This window comes from Pseudomonas sp. LG1D9 (genome assembly GCF_002949995.1).
Lineage (GTDB): Bacteria > Pseudomonadota > Gammaproteobacteria > Pseudomonadales > Pseudomonadaceae > Aquipseudomonas > Aquipseudomonas proteolytica.
Map to the genome: position 1 here is coordinate 2,427,526 of NZ_CP026881.1, position 20,769 is coordinate 2,448,294.

Consider the following 20,769-nt stretch of genomic DNA (forward strand, 5'->3'; position numbering starts at 1 on the left):
TCCCGGACGCGGCCAACGGCAAGGCACTTTGCCATCCATCAAACAAATAAAAATGCCGACGCGGCGTATCAACGCCTCCACGGGCAACCCTGTTATTATCGGCGGCACACTTTCATGCCTCTTTTAAGCAGATCACGAGCGAATCCATGAGCACCGACAAGACCAATCAGTCCTGGGGCGGCCGCTTCAGTGAGCCCGTCGACGCCTTCGTCGCGCGCTTCACCGCCTCCGTCAATTTCGACCAGCGCCTCTATCGCCACGACATCATGGGCTCGATCGCCCACGCCACCATGCTGGCCAAGGTCGGCGTGCTGACCGATGCCGAGCGCGACAGCATCATCGATGGCCTGACCACCATCCGTGGCGAAATCGAGGCCGGCACCTTCGACTGGCGCGTGGACCTTGAAGATGTGCACATGAATATCGAGGCCCGCCTGACCGACCGCATCGGCGTGACCGGCAAGAAGCTGCACACCGGGCGTAGCCGCAACGACCAGGTCGCTACCGATATCCGCCTGTGGCTGCGTGATGAAATCGACCTGATCCTGGGCGAAATCACCCGCCTGCAAAAAGGCCTGCTGGAGCAGGCCGAGCGTGAATCAGACACCATCATGCCCGGCTTCACCCACCTGCAGACCGCGCAGCCCGTGACCTTCGGCCACCACCTGCTGGCCTGGTTCGAAATGCTCAGCCGCGACTACGAACGCCTGGTCGATTGCCGCAAGCGCGCCAACCGCATGCCCCTGGGCAGCGCTGCGCTGGCCGGCACCACGTACCCGATCGACCGCGAATACACTGCGCAACTGCTGGGCTTTGACGCCGTGGGCGGCAACTCCCTGGACGGCGTGTCGGATCGTGACTTCGCCATCGAATTCTGTGCAGCGGCCAGCATTGCGATGATGCACCTGTCGCGCTTCTCCGAAGAACTGGTGTTGTGGACCAGCGCGCAGTTCCAGTTCATCGACCTGCCGGATCGCTTCTGCACCGGCAGTTCGATCATGCCGCAAAAGAAAAACCCCGACGTGCCGGAACTGGTGCGCGGTAAAAGTGGCCGCGTATTCGGTGCGCTGATGGGCCTGCTGACCCTGATGAAAGGCCAGCCCCTGGCCTACAACAAGGACAACCAGGAAGACAAGGAACCGTTGTTCGACGCCGCCGACACCCTGCGCGACTCGCTGCGCGCATTTGCCGACATGATCCCGGCGATCAAGCCCAAGCACGCGATCATGCGTGAAGCAGCCCTGCGCGGTTTCTCCACCGCCACTGACCTTGCGGACTACCTGGTGCGCCGTGGCCTGCCGTTCCGTGACTGCCATGAAATCGTCGGGCATGCGGTGAAATACGGCGTGGATACCGGCAAGGACCTGGCGGAAATGAGCCTGGAAGAGCTGCGCCAGTTCAGTGACCAGATCGAACAGGATGTGTTTGCGGTGCTGACCCTTGAAGGTTCGGTCAATGCCCGTAACCACATCGGCGGCACCGCACCGGCCCAGGTCAAGGCGGCAGTCGCTCGCGGCCAGGCGCTGCTCGCCAGCCGCTGAAAGTATCGCAGGCAAGCTAGCTGCCACCTTTGACCGGGGCCTTCAATTCAACTCGGTCAACTGTGGAAGCACGCTTGTGTGGGAGCTGGCTTGCCTGCGATAGCATCACCTTAGTGTCACTGACACACCGAGGTGCCTGCATCGCGGGCAAGCCCAGCTCCCACACAAGCCCGCCCCCCCATTTACTACTTCTTCGCCGCGATCATCGCCATGAAGGCTGGCATCGCCGCCTCCTTGTCCGCCGCCACTCGCTGGGCGTTGGGCATGTCTTGCAGCCTCTTCAGCAAGGCCTTGGCCTTCGGAAGCTCAGCCAGCAAATCCAGGCCAAACAGCTTCCCACCGACGGCACACGCCAAGTCCACGCTGTACAGGAAGTACAAGTCGGCCAGCGTAAAACTCTCCCCCGCGACATACGGCGCAAACTTGCCGTGTCGCCCCAGCGCCGCAATCCCCAACAGCAACTCGGCCCTGGACTTGTCCTTGATCGCCTCTGGCACCGACATGCCAAAAAACGCCTCGGCATAACACGCGCGGGCTGGCAGTTCGATGTACAGCTCGATTTCCCGGCACAACGCCAGCACCTGGGCGCGCTGGAATGCATCGCCCGGCAGCAGGGCCGGGCCCGACTGTGTCTGTTCGAGGTATTCGAGAATCACGCTGGTTTCGTTGATGAAGCCTTTCTCGACCTTCAGCACCGGCACCTTGCCGCGCGGGCTCACCGCCAGGGCTTCAGCGGTTTGCCCGGCATAAAACGGCACTTCTTCAAAGGGCAGGCCCTTTTCCAGGAGCGCCAGCTTGACCATGTTGTAGTAGTTACTGACCGAAAATCCGTAGAGCTTGAGCATCACAAAGCCTCCAGGCCGTGCAGGGGTTGGCTGGGTAGGTTATAGATCGTGACGCACGGCCTGACCAGCAGCATCACCTGGCTGAATGGGGGTAGACTGGCGCCCTTTCCTGACAGGAGGCTGCCATGAGCGAGCCAACCGATATCGATAACGACGAAGAAGAGTTCGCCGAGTCCACCTTGACCCAGGCGATCGAAAACCAGATCGAAAGCGACAACCCGCCGGCGGCCAAGGCCACGTTCAACAAGCTGACCCTGGTCGGTTACGAGCGTGAAGACATCCTCAACCTGATGGCCCACGTGCTGGCCGTGGAAATCGACGCGATGCTGGAAACAGACCGCCCGTTCGATACCGATTGGTATGAAACGGCGCTGCGCGCACTGCCTGAGCTGCCGCCGGAAAAACAGTAGGTCCCTGGAACCGCCATCGCCGGCAAGCCGGCTCCTACAGGAGTGCGGCTTGCCTCCCCTGCGCCCATATCGCACTGGACAGTTCGCTCAAGTGCGTTCACCTTAGGCTCTGCTAGCGTCTGACAATTCCTAGAACTTCTGGAGTCCTTATGTCGTATACCCCTGAGTTGGTTGCCGAACTGGAAATCCTTGTACTTTTCCCCCTGGATAGCACCCATGAAGGTCTGAAAGTCCATCAGACTGCTGCTCCCACTGCCATTGCTGCTGCAAAGCGCCTGTTCGACAAAAAACTGATCGATCAGCCAGATGGCGGCTACCTGACCAGCCTGGGCCGGGATGCTGCAGAGCAAGCGCAAACCTTGCTGACGATTCTGACCACCGCGACCACCAAAGAAGCTGCCTGACACTCCGTATCGCCCTCGGGATCCTCTGTTCACGGATTCCGCGGGCATTCCTGTGTGCGCGATAAAATTCTGACGCCAAAAACAAATTCCCCTTAAACCTCCTACGATTCTGTCTGTAAACTCCTACACGGCTGCCCACGCCGGGCCCTGCGAGCCGCTGAGTTCGACATGACCAGTACCCATGAAATCCGCCCTGACTTGGATGAAGGCATTGACCGCAAGGTACTGGCCCAACTGCGCTCGCGCTTCCTGACCCTCAATGCCGGCCGCATGGCCCGGGCCGTCGAAGGCCTGACGCCACGCCAGCAAAGCGTGTTGGCGCTGCTGCCGCTGTTTTTCCACGTCAATCACCCGCTGCTGCCGGGCTATGTCTCGGGCAGCACCCCGGCCGGGCTGGCGAATTTTGAACCCGAGGCCCAGGTCCTGGCCGAAGCCCAGCGCCTGACCCGCTCGTTTTCCTACAAACCACGCCACGGCAACCCACCTACCCCGATCCACGGCCTGTTCCTGATGGGTAGCCTCGGCACGCTGGCCCAGGCCGACCAAAGCGATATGGACGTCTGGGTATGCCACGCCGACGACCTGAACGAGGCCGAGCTGGGTGAGTTGCGCAAAAAATGCCAACTGCTGGAGGCCTGGGCCGTAAGCATGGGCGCCGAAGCGCATTTTTTCCTGGTCGAGCCGAACCGCTTTGCACAAGGTGGCCGCGATACCCAGCTCAGTTCGGATGACTGTGGCACCAGCCAGCACTATCTGTTGCTCGACGAGTTCTACCGCACCGCCATCTGGCTGGCCGGGCGCACGCCGATCTGGTGGCTGGTGCCGGTCTACGAAGAAGCGCGGTACGCCGAATTTACCCACACGCTGATTTCCAAACGCTTTATCCGCGCCGACGAAACCCTCGACCTCGGGCACTTGGCCCATATCCCGCCGGGAGAATTTATCGGCGCCGGCCTGTGGCAGTTATTCAAGGGTATCGAGTCCCCGTACAAGTCCGTACTCAAGCTGTTGCTCACCGAGGTGTATGCCAGCGAACACCCCAAGGTGCAGTGCCTGAGCCTGCGCTTCAAACGCGCCGTGTTCGCCAACCAGCTGGATCTGGATGAGCTGGACCCCTATGTCGTGGTCTACCGCCGCATCGAAGAGTATCTGCGCGGGCGCAACGAGCCCGAGCGCCTGGAACTGGTGCGGCGCAGCCTGTACCTGAAGGTCAACCGCAAGCTCACCACCGGCCAGCGCACCATCGGTTGGCAGCGCGCACTGCTGGAACGCCTGGCCAATGAATGGGGCTGGGACCAGCGGCAACTGGCCCTGCTTGATAGCCGCAGCCAGTGGAAAGTGCGCCAGGTCGCATCCGAGCGCCGGGCCCTGGTCAATGAACTCAATTACAGCTATCGCTTCCTGACCCAATTCGCACGCACCGAACAGACCGTGAGCCTGATCAACAAGCGTGACCTCAATGTACTGGGCCGGCGCCTGTACGCGGCATTTGAACGCAAGGCCGGCAAAGTCGAATTCATCAACCCTGGGATTGCCCCGGACCTGGCCGAAGACACGCTGACCCTGGTGCATTCGCCCAACCGCAAGGAGCCAGGTCAGTTTCACTGGGGTTTGTACAACGGCAGCCTGACCGCCCTGGAATGGGAGCATTTTGCACCGATCAAACGCAGCCGTGACCTGCTGGAGATGCTCACCTGGTGCCATCGCAACGGCGTGATCGACAGCAGCACCCGCCTGGCCCTGCACCCGGGCAGCAGTGACTTGAGCGAATTCGAGCTGTTCAACCTGCTGGGCAGCCTGCAGCAGACCATCGCCCTGCCGTTGGCCACGGTGGATGAGGAGCATTTGCTGCGCACGGCGATACCCGATGAAGTGCTATTGCTGATCAACGTTGGGGTCGACCCGCTCAAGCACCATCGCGACCTGAATATCCTGATGACCACCGAGCGCACCGACTCCTTGAGTTATGCCGGCGTGCGGGAAAACCTGGTGCTGACCCTGGACCAGGTGACGCTCAACAGCTGGAACGAGGTGATGGTCAGCCGCTACGACGGCCCCCATGCCCTGCTCGACTGTCTGCGCGACTACCTCAACCAACTGCCGCGCAACCAACTGCCACGGCTGCGGGTCCGGTGTTTCTGCCACAACCGTGCGCAATTCATCGCGCAACGTGTAGAAGAGATTTTCGATACCGCGCAGAACCTGCAACTGAGCCAGCTCAACCACCGCTACCTGATCCAGGTACAACAGCACTATCACGTCATGGAGCTGGCGCCGGGACAAGCCAATCATGTGTCGCTGCCCAGCCAGCAGGCGCTGGTGGACTATCTCAGCGAAGAATTGGCCAGCTACAGCCCGCTGCACCTGGATGCCATGGCCCTGGAAGACCACGACCTGGCAGCGTTGTTGCCCATGGGCCTGCCGGAATGTGTGCAGGTGTTCTACCGCATCAACGAGGGCTTTGCCGAGCTGTACGTACTCGACGAGTTCAATGCCCTTTGGCAACAGCGCCTGCCGTTTCATGATGAACAGAGCTTGTTGGCGCCGTTGCAGCGCTTCCTGCAATCGATCATCTATCGCCGCGACGCGCTGTCACCGCTGGACCCGCAGCAGCCATCAGGGGCCTTGCAGGTGCTGTATTACCAACTGTTGCCATCGGCAGGCGGCCGCGCCCGTCGGGTAGAGCCACGGCCTGCGCCACAGACTCCGGCCAACAAACCGTTCTATGACGTGCAGGCGATTATCGGCAAGGGTTCGCCAGGCCAGGTGGGGATTACCCTGTATTGCAATCAGCGGGAGTTTTCCGAACTGGAATTTGGCGACCAACTGTTTGCAGTGGTCGCCCAGGAGATCGTCGGGCAGCGTCGGGAAACCGAGCGCTATCGTTGCTACATCACCGACCTGGACCTGTCCGGGCTACTCGGTGATGTTCAAAGCCCAAGCAATCTGTACCTGCGCTACAAGGCCGAGTTGGAGCAAGCGCTCAACCAGGCGTTGAACCAGGTTTAGAGAAGGAACGCGCCGCCGTCCTTGGGTTGGCCTTCGACACTCAGCAGCTCAAGCTTGAGGGTCTTGCCGCCCGGGGCCGGCCAATCGATATGCTGGCCAACTTGCAGGCCCAGCAACGCACTGCCCACCGGGGCCAGGATCGAGATTTTGCCTTCGTCGGCATTCGCCTCCTTGGGGTAGACCAGGGTCAGGTGATAGTCCTTGCCGCTGCTTTGCTCACGGCAATGCACGCTGGAGTTCATGGTCACGACGCCCGCAGGCACTTCATCGTGACCCACTACTTCGTCGGCACGGTCGAGTTCGGTTTGCAAGTCCTCGACCCCAGGAAATTCTTCGCCCAGACGGTCGATCAGTTGCTCAAGACGTTGCACATCGAGACGGGTGAGGATGATGGAAGGTGCAGTCATGATTGCGGCAGACTCCTTTTTTTCTGCACGAAAAAGCAAAACCCCGCCACTAAACGGCGGGGTTCTCACGGACCTCGATGAGTTGAGGTGTATCCGGACACTACCACAGCACAACAAATAAACAAGATGGGCCGGCCTGAAGGTCAGGCGCCAGCCTTGCGTTGCTCGGCCTGGGCGACGATCACGCGGCGCCGCTGATCGTCGGCGGAGCGCCATTCCCGGATGTCTTCCACGTGCCGGAAGCAACCAAGGCAGACTTTTTGCTCATCCAGCCGACACAAACTGATACAAGGTGACGGCACAGCCGGGCTGACATTGCTGAACAGCGGCTTGGGCGGGCGGGCGGGAGCAGGCTGGGTCACAATCAGATCTCGTCGAAATCCAGCTCGACGCCGGCTTGTTCCAGGGTGATGCGTGCAAGCATTTCGCTCAACAGCTCGTCGCTGGTGTCGTTCGACCAGCGGTTTTCTTCTTCGTCATAGTCGAAGTGAAAACCTCCGGAGCGCGCCGCCAACCACAACTGACGCAGCGGCTCTTGGCGGCTGAAGATCAATTGGCTGCCGTTCTCGAACTTGACGGTCAACACGCCTGCAGAATTTTCCAGATCCACGTCCAGGCCACTCTCGTCGAAAATATCCTCCAGCGCTTGCTGGGTCGCATCGACCAGGTCGTGAAAACGGGCTTCGGTCAAACTCATGGTGGGAACCTCAAAAAGTGTCTACTCACGCTCAAGCGCCGCACGATACGGAGGCGCCATCATGATTGCAAAGGATACCGATTTCATTCCCGTACGCCGCGTGAAATATCTCAGAGTGATGTAGGTCACTTCACGACATACACGGCAAAGCCCCGCCGGACGGGTGTCCCGGCGCATAGGCAAGCTGGCGGGTGGTCGGTATACTCGGGCGCAATTAATGCATATTCAAGGATTTAGCCATGAAGCGCCTGATCTCTTCCCTTGCTGCGCTCGTCGCGGTCGCTTGCCTCGTCAGTGCCTGTGGTCAAAAAGGCCCGTTGTACCTGCCTGATGACAGCAAAGACCCCAATGAACAGGCGCAAACGTCGCAATCCAAAGCGCACAAGCACGACACCAACTAAGGGAACATCATGGACGCTTTTAACTACCGGGACGGCGAGCTGTTCGCGGAAGGCGTGGCGCTGTCCGCGATTGCCGAACGCTTCGGCACCCCGACCTATGTCTACTCCCGTGCCCACATCGAAGCGCAATACCGCTCCTTCACCGACGCCCTCGATGGCGTACCGCACCTGGTGTGCTACGCGGTAAAGGCCAACTCCAACCTGGGTGTACTCAATGTCCTGGCGCGTCTGGGCGCTGGTTTCGACATCGTGTCCCGTGGCGAACTGGAGCGTGTCCTGGCGGCTGGTGGCCAGGCTGACAAAATCGTGTTCTCCGGTGTCGGCAAGAGCCGTGAAGACATGCGCCGCGCCCTGGAAGTGGGCGTGCATTGCTTCAACATCGAATCCACCGACGAGCTGGAGCGCCTGCAAGTCGTAGCCGCCGAGATGGGCGTGCGTGCGCCGATCTCCCTGCGCGTCAACCCGGATGTGGATGCCGGCACCCACCCGTACATTTCCACCGGGCTCAAAGAGAACAAGTTCGGCATCGCCATTGCCGACGCCGAAGACGTGTACATCCGTGCCGCCCAGTTGCCGAACCTGGAAGTGCTGGGTGTGGACTGCCATATCGGCTCGCAACTGACCAGCCTGCCACCGTTCCTCGATGCCCTCGACCGCCTGCTGGCGTTGATCGATCGCCTCGGCGAGTGCGGCATCTACCTGCACCACATCGACCTCGGTGGTGGCGTGGGTGTGCGTTATCGCGATGAAGAGCCGCCGCTGATTGCCGACTACATCCAGGCCGTACGCGAGCGCACCGAAGGCCGCGACCTGACGCTGATGTTCGAGCCGGGCCGCTACATCGTCGCCAATGCGGGCGTACTGCTGACCCAGGTCGAGTACCTCAAGCACACCGAATACAAGGATTTCGCCATCGTCGATGCGGCGATGAACGACTTGATCCGCCCGGCGCTGTACCAGGCCTGGATGAACGTCACCGCCGTGACGCCGCGTAACAGCGAAGCGCGCGCCTATGACATCGTCGGCCCGATCTGCGAAACCGGCGACTTCCTGGCCAAGGACCGTGAACTGGCCCTGGCAGAAGGCGATCTGCTGGCCGTGCACTCGGCCGGTGCCTATGGGTTTGTCATGAGTTCCAACTACAACACCCGCGGGCGTACCGCCGAAGTGTTGGTGGACGGTGATCAAGCGTTTGAAGTGCGTCGCCGCGAGACGGTAGCCGAGTTGTTTGCTGGCGAAAGCCTGCTGCCGGAGTAAGCCATGCTGCTGCGTTTTACCAAGATGCACGGCCTGGGCAATGACTTCATGGTCCTTGACCTGGTCAGCCAGCACGCGCACATCCTGCCCAAGCACGCCAAGCTGTGGGGCGACCGGCATACCGGCATCGGCTTCGATCAATTGTTGATCGTCGAGGCGCCGAGCAACCCGGAAGTGGACTTCCGTTACCGGATCTTCAACTCCGACGGTTCCGAAGTGGAGCAATGCGGCAACGGCGCGCGCTGCTTCGCCAGGTTTGTGCTGGACAAGCGCCTGACCGCCAAGCGGCAGATTCGCGTCGAGACCAAAAGCGGCATTATCGAGCTGGATATCCGCAGCGACGGCCAGATCAGCGTCGACATGGGCGCCCCGCGCCTGGTGCCGGCCGATATTCCGTTCCAGGCCGATGCCCAGGCGTTGAGTTATCCGCTGGAGGTCGACGGTACTGTGGTCGAAGTGGCCGCCGTGTCCATGGGCAACCCCCATGCGGTGCTGCGGGTCAACGACATCAACAATGCGCCGGTGCATGAGCTGGGGCCGAAGATCGAACATCACCCGCGCTTTCCGGCACGGGTCAACGTCGGCTTCCTGCAGGTCATCGACCGCTCCCGTGCGCAATTGCGCGTCTGGGAGCGCGGCGCCGGGGAAACCCAGGCTTGCGGCACCGGTGCTTGCGCCGCCGCCGTGGCCGCGATCAGCCAGGGCTGGATGGATTCGCCACTGTTGATCGACCTGCCCGGCGGACGCCTGTCCATCGAATGGGCAGGCCCAGGCCAACCGGTGAAGATGACCGGCCCGGCATCCCGTGTATACGAAGGACAGGTCCGTCTATGAGAGCGACTCGCCAATGACCGATAAGCCCCAGGCACCCGCCAAGCAGCCCGAAGGATCCCCTTGCGAAAGCCTGGAGGCAGCGGCCGTCGCCGCTTACCTGGAGGCTAACCCGGACTTCTTCGTCGAACACGACGAGCTGCTCCCGGCCCTGCGCATCCCTCACCAGCGCGGCGACACCGTGTCGTTGGTAGAACGGCAGATGAAAATCCTGCGCGAGCGCAACATCGAAATGCGCCATCGGCTTTCGCAGTTGATGGACGTGGCCCGTGACAACGACCGCCTGTTCGACAAGACCCGCCGCCTGATCCTGGCGTTGCTGGATGCTGGCAGCCTGGAAGACCTGACCATTGCCGTCGAAGACAGCCTGCGCCAGGACTTCCAGGTGCCGTTTGTCAGCCTGATCCTGTTCAGTGACAACCCGATGCCGGTCGGGCGCTGGGTCAAGGGCAGCGAGGCGCAAACCGCCATTGGTGGCCTGCTGTCAGAAGGCAAGACCATCAGCGGCACTCTGCGCGAGCATGAGCTGGACTTCCTGTTTGGCGAAGACCAGCGCGTGCAGATCGGCTCGACTGCCGTGGTCGCTCTCAGCCATCAGGGCTTGCACGGCGTCCTCGCCATCGCCAGCCGTGATCCGCAGCACTACAAAAGCACCGTCGGCACCCTGTTCTTGACCTACATTGCCGAAGTGCTGAGCCGCAGCCTGCCGCGCTTTACCACCGCCCTGCGCGCGGTGCGCTAGCCATGGAACGACAACTGGACGCCTACTGCGCTCACCTGCGCAGCGAGCGCCAGGTGTCGCCCCATACGCTGGAGGCTTATCGGCGGGACTTGAACAAGGTCCTGGCCTTCTGCGAGAAACAACAGATCGGTAGCTGGAAGGCCCTCGACATCCAGGGCCTGCGCAGCCTGATTGCCCGCCTGCACCAGCAAGGCCAATCCTCCCGCAGCCTGGCGCGCCTGCTGTCGGCGGTGCGCGGCCTCTATCACTACCTCAACCGCGAAGGCCTGTGCGACCACGACCCGGCCAACGGCCTGGCGCCGCCCAAGGGTGAACGTCGCCTGCCCAAGACCCTGGATGCCGACCGCACCCTGCAATTGCTCGATGGCGCGGTCGAGGATGACTTCCTGGCGCACCGCGACCAGGCGATCCTGGAGCTGTTCTACTCTTCGGGCCTGCGCCTGTCGGAGCTGACCAGCCTGAATCTCGATCAGTTGGACCTGGCCGACGGCCTGGTACAAGTGCACGGCAAAGGCAGCAAGACCCGCGTGCTGCCCATCGGCAAAAAAGCCCGCGACGCCCTGCTGATATGGCTGCCCCTGCGGGCCTTGAGCAATCCGCCGGACGATGCGGTGTTTGTCAGCCAGCAAGGCCGACGCCTCGGGCCACGGGCCATTCAGTTACGGGTCAAGGCCGCCGGCGAGCGGGAACTGGGGCAGAACCTGCATCCGCACATGCTGCGGCACTCCTTTGCCAGCCACCTGCTGGAATCGTCACAAGACTTGCGCGCCGTACAGGAACTGCTCGGCCACTCGGATATCAAGACCACCCAGATCTACACCCACCTGGACTTCCAGCATCTGGCGACGGTGTACGACAGCGCCCACCCAAGGGCCAAACGCATTAAAGGCGGCGACTCATGAGCATCAAGCTAATCACCTTCGACCTGGACGATACCTTGTGGGATAACGTCCCCGTCATCATCAGCGCCGAAGCATCGATGCGCCAATGGCTGGCAACCCATGCGCCCAAGGTCGGCGACCTGCCCCTGGAGCATTTCGCCAGCCTGCGCCAGCAGGTGCTGCAGCGTCATCCCGAGCTCAAGCACCGGATCAGCATCCTGCGCCACCGGGTGCTGATGCATGCCTTTGAAGAGGCCGGTTATGCACAACCGCAAGCCACGGAGATGGCCGATGTGTGTTTTGAAGCTTTCATTCACGCGCGGCACCAACTCACGGTGTTCCCGGAAGCCGAGCCGATGCTTCAAGCCCTGCGCCAACACTTCCTGCTGGGGGTGATCACCAATGGCAATGCCGACGTACAACGCGTGGGCCTGGCAGATTACTTCCACTTTGCCCTGAGGGCCGAAGATATCGGGATCCCCAAGCCAGATGCGCGATTGTTTCAGGAAGCGTTGCAGCGAGGCGGGGTGGAGGCCAGTGCGGCAGTGCACATCGGCGACCATCCAGGTGATGACATTGCCGGCGCGCAGCAGGCGGGGTTGCGAGCGGTGTGGTTCAACCCGACTGGCAAGGCCTGGACAGGCGATAAGTTGCCGGATGCGCAGATTCGTAGCCTGACCGAGCTGCCCTCACTGCTCCACAGCTGGAAATAACTGTAGGAAATAGAGTCGCCCATGAAAAAGCCCGCAGCGACGGCGGGCTTTTTCAGCAAGCAAGTCACCGACCTCAGATAGGACGGCTGCCGTACTTGTTATCCGGCTTCTTCGGTGGATCTGCCACCACGTTAGCCTCGACTTCCTGAACTTTGCCACCTTTGGCGAGGAACTCTTCCATCGCACGGGCCAGCGCATCGCGCTCTTTGTTCTTGGCCTCGACGCTCGGCAGTTCGTCTACCGAAACGGCAGCCTTGGCCTTGCCTTTGGCGGCCGGAACAGGTGCGTCATCGCCACCGTCGTCGTCAGCAACGTCTTCCGCTGCCGCTTCAAGACCTTCTTCGGTGTCGTCTTCGTCACCTACTTCCAGTTCGTCGTTTTCCAGATCATCGTCGCTCATGTTCTACCTCATGACTTGCGAAAAGCAGATTAGTTATAGCCCAGCTTCACCATCTGTCGAAGGCTGCCGGAAAAAAATCAACGTCCACCGGATAACCAGTGGCTTATGCCCCGTCACCCTGCAAGGTACCGAGGACTTTACGAGCACCGCCATGATCACGCTGCTCGCCCAGATAAACGCGTTGCCATGTGCCCATTGCCAAGTGGCCGGCCTTGACCGGCAAACTCAGTTGGCGACCTGATAGGTTGCCCTTGAAAGGACCCGGGGCTTGGCCCACAGGGTAATCAGGGTCTGCCGCCGTATACAGTTCTGCGCCCATCGGCGCGCATTCTAGCGCGCTCTGGGAAAAAACAAAGTGCCGAATACGCCTACATGCCTGTAAGACATTCGCACAGTGAAAACTGCCTTGTGGATCCGATCACAAACTCGCCACAAAAAATCTCACAAGCCTTCACCCCAGGCAAATACCAGACAAAAAAATGCCCGGCAAGCCGGGCAAGTTTTTTCATAGGTTCTTACAAGTTGTAGCCACGTTCGTTGTGTTCCGCCAGGTCCAGGCCAACGGCCTCTTCCTCTTCAGTCACACGCAGGCCGATGGTCAAGTCCAGCACCTTGAGAATCACAAAAGTCACGATACCGGTGTAGATCACGGTAAAGCCGACGCCCTTGGCCTGGATCCAGACCTGTGCAGCAATGTCGGTCACTGTGCCGAAGCCACCCAGGATCGGCGCCGCGAATACGCCGGTGAGAATTGCCCCGACAATCCCGCCCACGCCGTGTACACCGAAGGCATCCAGGGAGTCATCGTAGCCCAGCTTGCGTTTGAGGCTGGTGGCGCAGAAGAAGCAGATCACACCCGAAGCCAGGCCGATCACCAAGGCGCCCATCGGGCCCACGGTACCGGCGGCCGGCGTAACGGCCACCAGGCCGGCAACCACACCGGAGGCGATGCCCAGGGCGCTTGGTTTGCCGTGGGTGATCCACTCGGCGAACATCCAGCCCAGTGCCGCAGCAGCGGTGGCGATCTGGGTCACCAGCATCGCCATGCCGGCCGTGCCGTTGGCCGCTGCAGCGGAGCCGGCGTTGAAACCGAACCAGCCGATCCACAGCATTGCCGCACCGATCAGGGTGTAGCCCAGGTTATGCGGGGCCATCGGCGTAGTCGGGTAGCCTTTACGCTTGCCGAGCACGATGCACGCCACCAGGCCAGCCACACCGGCGTTGATGTGCACCACGGTGCCGCCAGCGAAGTCCAGCACGCCCCAGTCCCACATCAGGCCGCCGTTGCCGCTCCAGACCATGTGCGCGATTGGCGCATAGACCAGGGTGAACCAGATGGCCATGAACAGCAGCATGGCGGAGAACTTCATGCGCTCGGCGAATGCACCGACGATCAGCGCCGGGGTGATGATCGCAAAGGTCATCTGGAAGGTGATGAACACCGCTTCCGGGAACAGCGCCGCAGGGCCAGTAATGCTGGACGGTGTGACACCCGCCAGGAACGCCTTGCCCATCCCGCCGAAGAAGGAGTTGAAGTTGACGACGCCCTGCTCCATGCCGGTGGTGTCGAACGCAATGCTGTAGCCGTAGACGACCCACAGGATGCTGATCAGACCGGTAATGGCGAAGCACTGCATCATCACGGAAAGAATGTTTTTGGAGCGGACCATGCCGCCGTAGAACAGCGCGAGGCCAGGGATGGTCATGAACAGCACCAATGCGGTGGCTGTCAGCATCCAGGCGGTGTCGCCGGAGTTGAGGACTGGAGCCGCCACTTCGTCTGCCGCCATGGCCAGGCTGGGCATTACGATGGACAACAGGGCTCCTAGCCCTGCGAATTTACGCAGAGTCATATTGTTTTCTCCTGGGGCGTTGGGGTTTGGCGGCTTAGATTGCGTCGGTATCGGTTTCGCCGGTACGGATGCGAATAGCCTGTTCCAGATTGACCACGAAGATCTTGCCGTCACCGATCTTGCCGGTGTTGGCCGCCTTGGTTATCGCCTCGATAACCCGATCAAGATCCTTGTCGTCAATGGCGACATCAATCTTCACCTTCGGCAGGAAATCGACTACATATTCCGCGCCGCGATACAGCTCGGTATGACCCTTCTGCCGACCGAAGCCTTTGACCTCAGTGACGGTAATGCCCTGCACGCCGATCTCGGACAGTGACTCGCGTACATCGTCCAACTTGAACGGCTTGATGATGGCAGTGACTAGCTTCATGAAAACTCTCTCCCGAATTGGTGGACTTGCCCCAGGAAAACAAACCCGTCTCAAGTCTAAGCGCAGTGCCTGGCTTTGTAACGCATCGTCGCCTTGGCAATTGCCTTTGCGACGCCAGCTAACCGTTGGTGACGAAACAAGTACCCTGGTCCGTCAGCGCACTGCATTCGTCACAGCGACTGCATCAGTGCATGGGTCATGATCGTCTAAGCAGAAACCTTGCCAGCTCCGTAAAAATCACTGAAATCAATCCGTTGCCCGCTTACATCCGCCCATGGGCCTGCGCTGCGGCCTGGATACGCACAAAAACGGTGCATACCCATTCGGGCCGATGCGCGAAAAGCGTGCGTAGATCACCTTGAAAAGACTGTAGGCGCTGCGTGATACACTGCCGGCCAACTGTTTTCCGGAATGTTTCCCATGCTCGCGCCCAAAGACCTCCTCGACGCCCTGAGCGGCCATGCCTCTCGCCTGTTCAGCGGCGAAACCCCGCTGCCTCGCAACGAAATCGAAAGCCAGTTCAAGGCGCTGCTGCAAAGCGGGTTCAGCAAACTGGACCTGGTGAGCCGCGAGGAATTCGACAGCCAGATGGTGGTCCTGGCCCGCACCCGCGCGCGTCTGGAGAGCCTGGAGGCGAAGGTGGCGGAGTTGGAAGCCAAGTTGACGCCACCCGCTGCTGAATAAACGCGGTCAGTGTGGGAGCTGGCTTGCCTGCGATAGCATCGCCTCAGTCTTTCTGATACACCGAGGCGGCTGCATCGCAGGCAAGCCAGCTCCCACATAAAGCGCTGCGAACGACTCCAGATACGTTCTGTAAAACCTCCCCGCTTCGCTCTTCCCCACCTCGTCTACCCTTGAAAAACCCGCAGGAAGCGGCCTCTCTTTCAAGGAACGAGCATGTCCCTCGCCATCGTCCACAGCCGCGCCCAGATCGGCGTCGAAGCCCCTGCCGTCACGGTCGAAGTGCATATGGCCAATGGCTTGCCATCGTTGACCCTGGTGGGCTTGCCCGAGGCTGCCGTCAAGGAAAGCAAGGACCGCGTGCGCAGCGCCATTCTCAACAGCGCGCTGCAATACCCCGCACGCCGCATTACCCTCAACCTGGCCCCCGCCGACCTGCCCAAGGACGGTGGGCGGTTTGACTTGGCGATTGCCCTGGGGATTCTCGCGGCCAGTGTGCAGGTGCCAGCGTTGATGCTCGATGATGTGGAGTGTCTGGGCGAACTGGCCCTGTCCGGCGAGGTTCGAGCGGTGAAAGGCGTGTTGCCGGCCGCCCTGGCGGCACGCAAGGCAGGGCGCACGGTGATCGTGCCTCGGGCCAATGCCGAGGAAGCCTGCCTGGCGTCCGGGCTGACGGTGATTGCGGTGGATCATCTGCTGCAGGTAGTGGCGCACCTTAATGGGCAGGTGCCGATTGAGCCGTTCAAGTCAGACGGCTTGCTGTACCTCAACAAGCCCTACCCCGACCTGAGTGAAGTGCAAGGCCAACTGGCGGCCAAGCGAGCGCTGTTGATTGCCGCAGCAGGCGCCCACAACCTGTTGTTCAGCGGCCCGCCGGGCACCGGCAAGACCCTTCTCGCCAGCCGCCTCCCCGGCTTGCTGCCGCCGCTGAGTGAACAGGAAGCCCTGGAAGTGGCTGCGATCCAGTCGGTGGTCAGCCTCGCTCCGTTGAGCCACTGGCCGCACCGGCCATTCCGTCAGCCGCATCATTCCGCGTCCGGGCCGGCGCTGGTGGGTGGCGGCTCGAAACCCCAGCCAGGGGAAATCACCCTGGCCCATCATGGGGTGCTGTTTCTCGATGAGTTGCCAGAGTTTGATCGCAAAGTGCTTGAGGTGCTGCGCGAGCCGCTGGAGTCCGGGCATATCGTGATTTCCCGCGCCCGCGACCGGGTGAGTTTCCCGGCGCGGTTTCAACTGGTAGCGGCGATGAACCCCTGCCCTTGCGGCTATATGGGCGAGCCCAGCGGGCGCTGTCGTTGCACGCCGGAGCAGGTCCAGCGCTACCGCAACAAACTGTCCGGGCCGCTGCTGGACCGCATCGACCTGCACCTGACCGTCGCCCGGGAAAGCACCGCGCTGAACCCTGCCAAACAAACCGGCAATGACACGGCCAGCGCTTCTGCCCTCGTCGCCGACGCCAGGGATCGCCAGCAGCAACGCCAAGGCTGTGCAAATGCTTTCCTCGACCTGACGGGGTTGCGCCGCCACTGCGAGTTATCGAAAGTCGACGAAGGCTGGCTGGAGACGGCCTGCGAGCGCTTGACCCTGTCGTTGCGCGCAGCCCACCGGCTGCTCAAGGTCGCACGCACCCTGGCGGATCTGGAGCAGGTGGAAAGCATCATGCGGCATCACTTGGCGGAGGCGTTGCAATACCGGCCAGCAACCTTGGGCTAGAGATCCCGGGGTAAGTCCAGCAACCACCCCGCCACTTCCAGCACCTCACCCAGTGCCGATTCGGCGGACTCGGTGGAGGGGTTAAGCATCAGGTCATCGGCATACCCCATCGCCAAGGCAAAGATCTGGCGCGCGGCGCGTGTGGATGAGTCGCAACGGAACACCTGCGCGGCCACACCCCGCTCGATCACCTCCGCCAGCATGGCTTGCCACTGGGCGTTGATCGACAGATAGGCCTGGGCCATTTGCGGGTCATACAGCGCCTCGTCCCAGGCGTCCAGCCACAGTGCCCAGTCGGCATCGGCGCTGCTTGGCAGGCAGTCACGCAGGAACCCCAGCAACGCCTCGAGAGGCGGCGCCAGCGCCAGGGGGGCACGCACTTCGTCCAACTGGTCGGTGGCGAACCGCACGAAGGCTTCGCGGCGCAGTTCTTTCCAGTCGCTGAAGTAGTGATACACGTGGCTGCGGGACAAACCGGCATGCTCCGCCAGATCGCGGGTGGAGACATCGGCAAAACCCTTGCTGCGAAACAGCTCCAGGGCAGCGGTGATGATCTGGTCTTTACGGTCGATACGCGACATGGGCAATTCCTTACGGGCACCGGCAGATAAGCGGCGCTTGCTTTTTGAGCGATCGCTCAAGGATACTTGAGCAGTCGCTCAATAGTAGCGCCTATCACTCCTTTGGTGCACCCATGCCATCCGTAACGCCGCACATCCTGATCGAAGAAAGCAAGAAAATCGGCCAGCAATCCGCCAGCCAAACCCTCAAGGCAATCGCCAGGGCTTACCCCTGGAAGCTGTTTGGCACGTTGTCGTTGGTCGCGCTGGAGAACGCCTTGCTGTTGGCCTACCCGCTGTTTGCGGGTTTCGCCGTGGACTCGATCCTGCGCGGCGATGCCGGCAGCGCGCTGATTTATGCAGCCGTGGTCATGGCTTTCTGGGTAGTCGGTGCCGCACGCCGGGCCCTGGATACCCGCACCTTCACCCGGATCTACGCCGACCTTGCCGTGCCGGTGATTCTCAACCAGCGCCTGCAAAACCACAGCACGTCAAAGGCTGCCGCGCGGGTAGTGCTGGCACGGGATTTTGTCGATTTTTTCGAAAAACACGTGCCGGTGATCGCTACGGCCCTGGTATCCATCGTTGGTGCAGCCGTGATGCTCCTGGTGATTGAACCCTGGGTCGGCCTGGCCTGCTTTACCGCGCTGGTGCTGTGCATCACCCTGCTGCCGCGCTTTGCGCGCCGTAACGAGCAATTGCACAAACGCTTGAATAACCGCCTGGAGAAAGAAATTGGCCTGGTGGAAAAAGTCAGCGCCCAGACCCTGCGCCGCCATTACCAACTGCTGTCACGCCTGCGTATCTGGCTGTCGGACCGCGAGGCCGCGGCCTATCTGATGCTCGGCGCACTGGCCGCGCTGCTGTTCATCGTGGCGATCAGCCAGTTGGCCTTGTCGCCGGCGGTCAAGGCGGGGCATATCTACGCGGTGATGACGTACCTGTGGACCTTCGTCAGCAGCCTCGACGAAGCGCCAGGGATGGTCGATCAACTGGCGCGGCTCAAGGACATTGGCAAACGGGTGGACCCGGGCCTGGGCCATTGATCAGCCTTGCCGAAACCGATCCACCTCTTGGCGCAGCCCCGCCGCCAGCGTCTCCAACTCCCTGGCGGTAATCGCCAGGTTCGAGACCACTTCACGTTGTTCACTGTTGGCCAGCGCAATGCTCTGCAGGTTGCTGCTGAGCAAGGTCGCCGTGCTGCTTTGCTCCTGGGTGGCGGTGGTGATCGCGGCGAATTGCTGCCCCGCCGAGCGGCTTTGTTCGTCAATGCGCGCCAGGGCCGAGGCCACGTCGGCATTGCGCGACAAGCCTTCCTGCATCAGCACATTGCCCTGCTCCATGGTGCTGATGGCATTGCCGGTTTCCTGCTGGATGCTCTGGATCATCCCGGAGATCTCGTCGGTGGCCTGGCGGGTGCGTGAGGCCAGGTTGCGCACCTCATCGGCAACCACGGCAAACCCACGCCCCTGCTCCCCGGCCCGTGCCGCCTCGATGGCCGCGTTGAGGGCCAACAGGTTGGTCTGGTCGGCAATCGAGGTGATCACGCCGACGATGCCACCGATTTCCTGGGAGCGCTGGCCCAGGGTGTTGATTACCGTGGCCGTGCTATTGAGTGCCGTGGCGATATGCTCCAGGGACGCCGACGCCTCTTGCATCGAGTTGCGGCCAATGCGGGTCTGCTGGGCATTTTCCTGGGCCAGGCGTTCGGTATTGCCCATGTTGTCGGCAATGTTCAACGAGGTGGCACTGAACTCTTCCACCGCACCGGCCATGCTGGTGATCTCGCCGGACTGCTGCTCCATGCCTTCATAGGCCCCACCTGACAAGCCCGACAGCGCCTGGGCGCGGCTGTTGACCTCCTCGGCCGCCTCACGGATATGCGAGACCATGGTCGACAGCGCTTCGCCCATCTGGTTGAAACTGCGCGCCAATTGACCGATTTCGTCATGGCTGGACACATTCAGCCGCGCACTCAAATCACCGGCGCCCAGGGCTTCGGCCTGGCGCACCAGGTCGCTCAATGGCGCCAGCTTGCTGCGCAACAGCCACACCGTAGCGCCTACTGCCAGCAACATCGCCAGCACACTGCCGATCACCAAGCGGATCCCGACTTCCCAGGTCACTGCGCGAATTTCAGCCTTGGGCATGCTCGCTACCACCGCCCAGGGGCCGCCTTCGAACGGCACCGAGACGCTGTAGAAATCTTCGTGCTTGTCGCTCCAGAAACGGCCTGCGCCCGGTTTCTTCGCCAGGTCGAGCATCACCGCAATGGCCTCGTCCGGCGCCTGCACCCCAGCCGGCGCCACCAGCCAATGCTTCTGTTCATCCAGCAGCGCGAGCGAGCCGGTCTGGCCGATGCGAAAACGTTTGAGGTTTTCAAACTGGGCGTTCTGGGCGTCGGTGTAATCAAAACCGATGAACAGCACGGCGATGACCTTGCCACTGCTGTCACGCACCGGGCTGTATTGGGTCATGTAGGAACGGTCGAACAGCACCGCACGGCCGATGTAGGTCTGGCCGCCGGCCACGCGCTGGTAGGCCGCGCCCTGACGGTCGAGTACGGTGCCGATGGCGCGGTTGCCATCCTGTTTGGTCAGGGAGGTACTGATGCGGATGAAGTCTTCGCCGCTGCGCACAAACACCGTGGCCACGCCGCCGGACATCTGCTTGAACTCATCGACCTCGTCGAAGTTGTTGTTGAGCACCGCATCGCCCAGGTAAAGACTCGGGGTCGCTACCCCGGCCACATTCACCGTCTGCTCGGCATGCACACTCAGCCCCGCGCCAAAGCGCTTTTCAAACAGCCCGCTCAAACGCTGGGTGCTCTCGCGCAAGGTGCTGTGGAAGGTATTGAGTTGGTCGGCGAGCAAACGCGCTTCGCTGGCCAGGTGTTCTTCACGGGTCTGCAGGTTGGCCGAATCAAGGGAGCGCAGGGCAAACACGGTGCTGCCGCTGATCACGACAGCCAATATGACCGCCAAGGCGATGCCCAGCTGCGAAGCTATGCGGGCGCGGGGTTGAGACATGACTGCTCCTGGCCGAGGCCCG

At 61.5% G+C, this 20,769-nt stretch carries 22 protein-coding genes and 1 pseudogene; 13 read left to right on the forward strand and 10 right to left on the reverse strand.

The features are described from left to right. Window positions 1-146 precede the first annotated feature (146 nt). Entirely contained in the window at window positions 147-1,541 is a 1,395-nt protein-coding gene (gene argH / locus C5F71_RS11730; RefSeq protein WP_029289628.1) for an argininosuccinate lyase, read from the forward strand. Window positions 1,542-1,726: 185 nt separating this feature from the next. On the opposite strand, the gene C5F71_RS11735 is transcribed toward argH, so the two are convergent. After that, window positions 1,727-2,386, reverse strand: coding sequence for a glutathione S-transferase family protein (locus tag C5F71_RS11735; protein WP_070994038.1), 660 nt, complete (start codon window positions 2,384-2,386; stop codon window positions 1,727-1,729). A 125-nt stretch (window positions 2,387-2,511) separates the two neighbouring features. On the opposite strand from C5F71_RS11735, the gene C5F71_RS11740 reads away from it, so the two are divergent. The 3 genes from C5F71_RS11740 to C5F71_RS11750 all read left to right on the forward strand — a co-directional run bounded on the left by C5F71_RS11740 (window position 2,512) and on the right by C5F71_RS11750 (window position 6,209). Continuing rightward, the gene (locus C5F71_RS11740) at window positions 2,512-2,796 is read left to right on the forward strand and encodes a hypothetical protein (RefSeq protein WP_029289632.1); all 285 of its coding nucleotides are present in this window, start codon (window positions 2,512-2,514) and stop codon (window positions 2,794-2,796) included. Window positions 2,797-2,945: 149 nt separating this feature from the next. After that, window positions 2,946-3,200, forward strand: a complete 255-nt coding sequence (locus tag C5F71_RS11745; RefSeq protein ID WP_029289634.1) for a TIGR02647 family protein — start codon at window positions 2,946-2,948, stop codon at window positions 3,198-3,200. Window positions 3,201-3,368: 168 nt separating this feature from the next. Next, window positions 3,369-6,209: a class I adenylate cyclase gene (locus C5F71_RS11750; protein WP_104911179.1), complete on the forward strand. Its 2,841-nt coding sequence runs from the start codon at window positions 3,369-3,371 to the stop codon at window positions 6,207-6,209. Here the strand turns inward: C5F71_RS11750 and rnk are convergent. The 3 genes from rnk to cyaY form a co-directional block, all read right to left on the reverse strand. Beyond that, window positions 6,206-6,616: a nucleoside diphosphate kinase regulator gene (gene rnk, locus C5F71_RS11755; protein ID WP_104911180.1), complete on the reverse strand. Its 411-nt coding sequence runs from the start codon at window positions 6,614-6,616 to the stop codon at window positions 6,206-6,208. The genes C5F71_RS11750 and rnk overlap by 4 nt on opposite strands. A gap of 143 nt (window positions 6,617-6,759) precedes the next feature. Then, window positions 6,760-6,978: a DUF1289 domain-containing protein gene (locus C5F71_RS11760; RefSeq protein ID WP_092232081.1), complete on the reverse strand. Its 219-nt coding sequence runs from the start codon at window positions 6,976-6,978 to the stop codon at window positions 6,760-6,762. A gap of 2 nt (window positions 6,979-6,980) precedes the next feature. Further along, on the reverse strand, window positions 6,981-7,313 hold the full coding sequence (gene cyaY / locus C5F71_RS11765; RefSeq protein WP_029289642.1) for an iron donor protein CyaY: 333 nt from the start codon (window positions 7,311-7,313) through the stop codon (window positions 6,981-6,983). Window positions 7,314-7,552: 239 nt separating this feature from the next. Here cyaY and C5F71_RS11770 point away from each other — a divergent pair, with 239 nt between their 5' ends. From C5F71_RS11770 to C5F71_RS11795, 6 genes are read left to right on the forward strand one after another with little or no spacing between them, the layout of a single operon-like run. Then, window positions 7,553-7,714 carry a lipoprotein gene (locus tag C5F71_RS11770; protein ID WP_032856894.1) on the forward strand — a complete coding sequence of 54 codons (162 nt, stop codon included), beginning with the start codon at window positions 7,553-7,555 and terminating at the stop codon, window positions 7,712-7,714. A gap of 9 nt (window positions 7,715-7,723) precedes the next feature. Beyond that, window positions 7,724-8,971 (forward strand): diaminopimelate decarboxylase, encoded by a 1,248-nt coding sequence (lysA, locus tag C5F71_RS11775; RefSeq protein ID WP_070994040.1) that lies wholly within the window; start codon window positions 7,724-7,726, stop codon window positions 8,969-8,971. Between the two features lie 3 nt (window positions 8,972-8,974). After that, window positions 8,975-9,805: a diaminopimelate epimerase gene (dapF, locus tag C5F71_RS11780; protein ID WP_092232087.1), complete on the forward strand. Its 831-nt coding sequence runs from the start codon at window positions 8,975-8,977 to the stop codon at window positions 9,803-9,805. A gap of 13 nt (window positions 9,806-9,818) precedes the next feature. Next, a complete protein-coding gene (locus C5F71_RS11785) occupies window positions 9,819-10,544 on the forward strand; it encodes a DUF484 family protein (RefSeq protein ID WP_029289648.1) in 726 nt (241 codons plus the stop codon). Between the two features lie 2 nt (window positions 10,545-10,546). Then, complete coding sequence (gene xerC / locus C5F71_RS11790; RefSeq protein ID WP_070994041.1) at window positions 10,547-11,446, forward strand: tyrosine recombinase XerC; 900 nt, start codon at window positions 10,547-10,549, stop codon at window positions 11,444-11,446. Then, window positions 11,443-12,138 (forward strand): HAD family hydrolase, encoded by a 696-nt coding sequence (locus C5F71_RS11795; RefSeq protein ID WP_029289653.1) that lies wholly within the window; start codon window positions 11,443-11,445, stop codon window positions 12,136-12,138. The genes xerC and C5F71_RS11795 overlap by 4 nt, the downstream gene beginning before the upstream one ends. A 73-nt stretch (window positions 12,139-12,211) precedes the next feature. Here the strand turns inward: C5F71_RS11795 and sutA are convergent, their stop codons facing one another. The 4 genes and pseudogenes from sutA to glnK all read right to left on the reverse strand — a co-directional run bounded on the left by sutA (window position 12,212) and on the right by glnK (window position 14,764). Beyond that, complete coding sequence (gene sutA, locus C5F71_RS11800) at window positions 12,212-12,538, reverse strand: transcriptional regulator SutA (protein ID WP_015886504.1); 327 nt, start codon at window positions 12,536-12,538, stop codon at window positions 12,212-12,214. 103 nt (window positions 12,539-12,641) lie between these two features. After that, window positions 12,642-12,803: pseudogene (locus C5F71_RS11805) on the reverse strand (YjbQ family protein); the annotation flags it as partial. Window positions 12,804-13,053: 250 nt separating this feature from the next. Then, entirely contained in the window at window positions 13,054-14,391 is a 1,338-nt protein-coding gene (locus C5F71_RS11810) for an ammonium transporter (RefSeq protein WP_029289659.1), read from the reverse strand. A 34-nt stretch (window positions 14,392-14,425) separates the two neighbouring features. Continuing rightward, entirely contained in the window at window positions 14,426-14,764 is a 339-nt protein-coding gene (gene glnK / locus C5F71_RS11815; protein WP_002555808.1) for a P-II family nitrogen regulator, read from the reverse strand. Between the two features lie 420 nt (window positions 14,765-15,184). Here glnK and C5F71_RS11820 point away from each other — a divergent pair, with 420 nt between their 5' ends. Continuing rightward, window positions 15,185-15,448, forward strand: coding sequence for an accessory factor UbiK family protein (locus C5F71_RS11820; protein ID WP_029289742.1), 264 nt, complete (start codon window positions 15,185-15,187; stop codon window positions 15,446-15,448). 213 nt (window positions 15,449-15,661) lie between these two features. Beyond that, window positions 15,662-17,158, forward strand: a complete 1,497-nt coding sequence (locus C5F71_RS11830; protein WP_070994043.1) for a YifB family Mg chelatase-like AAA ATPase — start codon at window positions 15,662-15,664, stop codon at window positions 17,156-17,158. Here the strand turns inward: C5F71_RS11830 and C5F71_RS11835 are convergent. After that, complete coding sequence (locus C5F71_RS11835; RefSeq protein ID WP_029289746.1) at window positions 17,155-17,739, reverse strand: TetR/AcrR family transcriptional regulator; 585 nt, start codon at window positions 17,737-17,739, stop codon at window positions 17,155-17,157. The two genes, C5F71_RS11830 and C5F71_RS11835, sit on opposite strands and share 4 nt — an antisense overlap. A 113-nt stretch (window positions 17,740-17,852) precedes the next feature. On the opposite strand from C5F71_RS11835, the gene C5F71_RS11840 reads away from it, so the two are divergent. Beyond that, a complete protein-coding gene (locus tag C5F71_RS11840; RefSeq protein WP_177410404.1) occupies window positions 17,853-18,764 on the forward strand; it encodes an ABC transporter six-transmembrane domain-containing protein in 912 nt (303 codons plus the stop codon). Here the strand turns inward: C5F71_RS11840 and C5F71_RS11845 are convergent, their stop codons facing one another. After that, window positions 18,765-20,747, reverse strand: a complete 1,983-nt coding sequence (locus C5F71_RS11845) for a methyl-accepting chemotaxis protein (protein ID WP_104911183.1) — start codon at window positions 20,745-20,747, stop codon at window positions 18,765-18,767. Window positions 20,748-20,769: the final 22 nt, after the last annotated feature.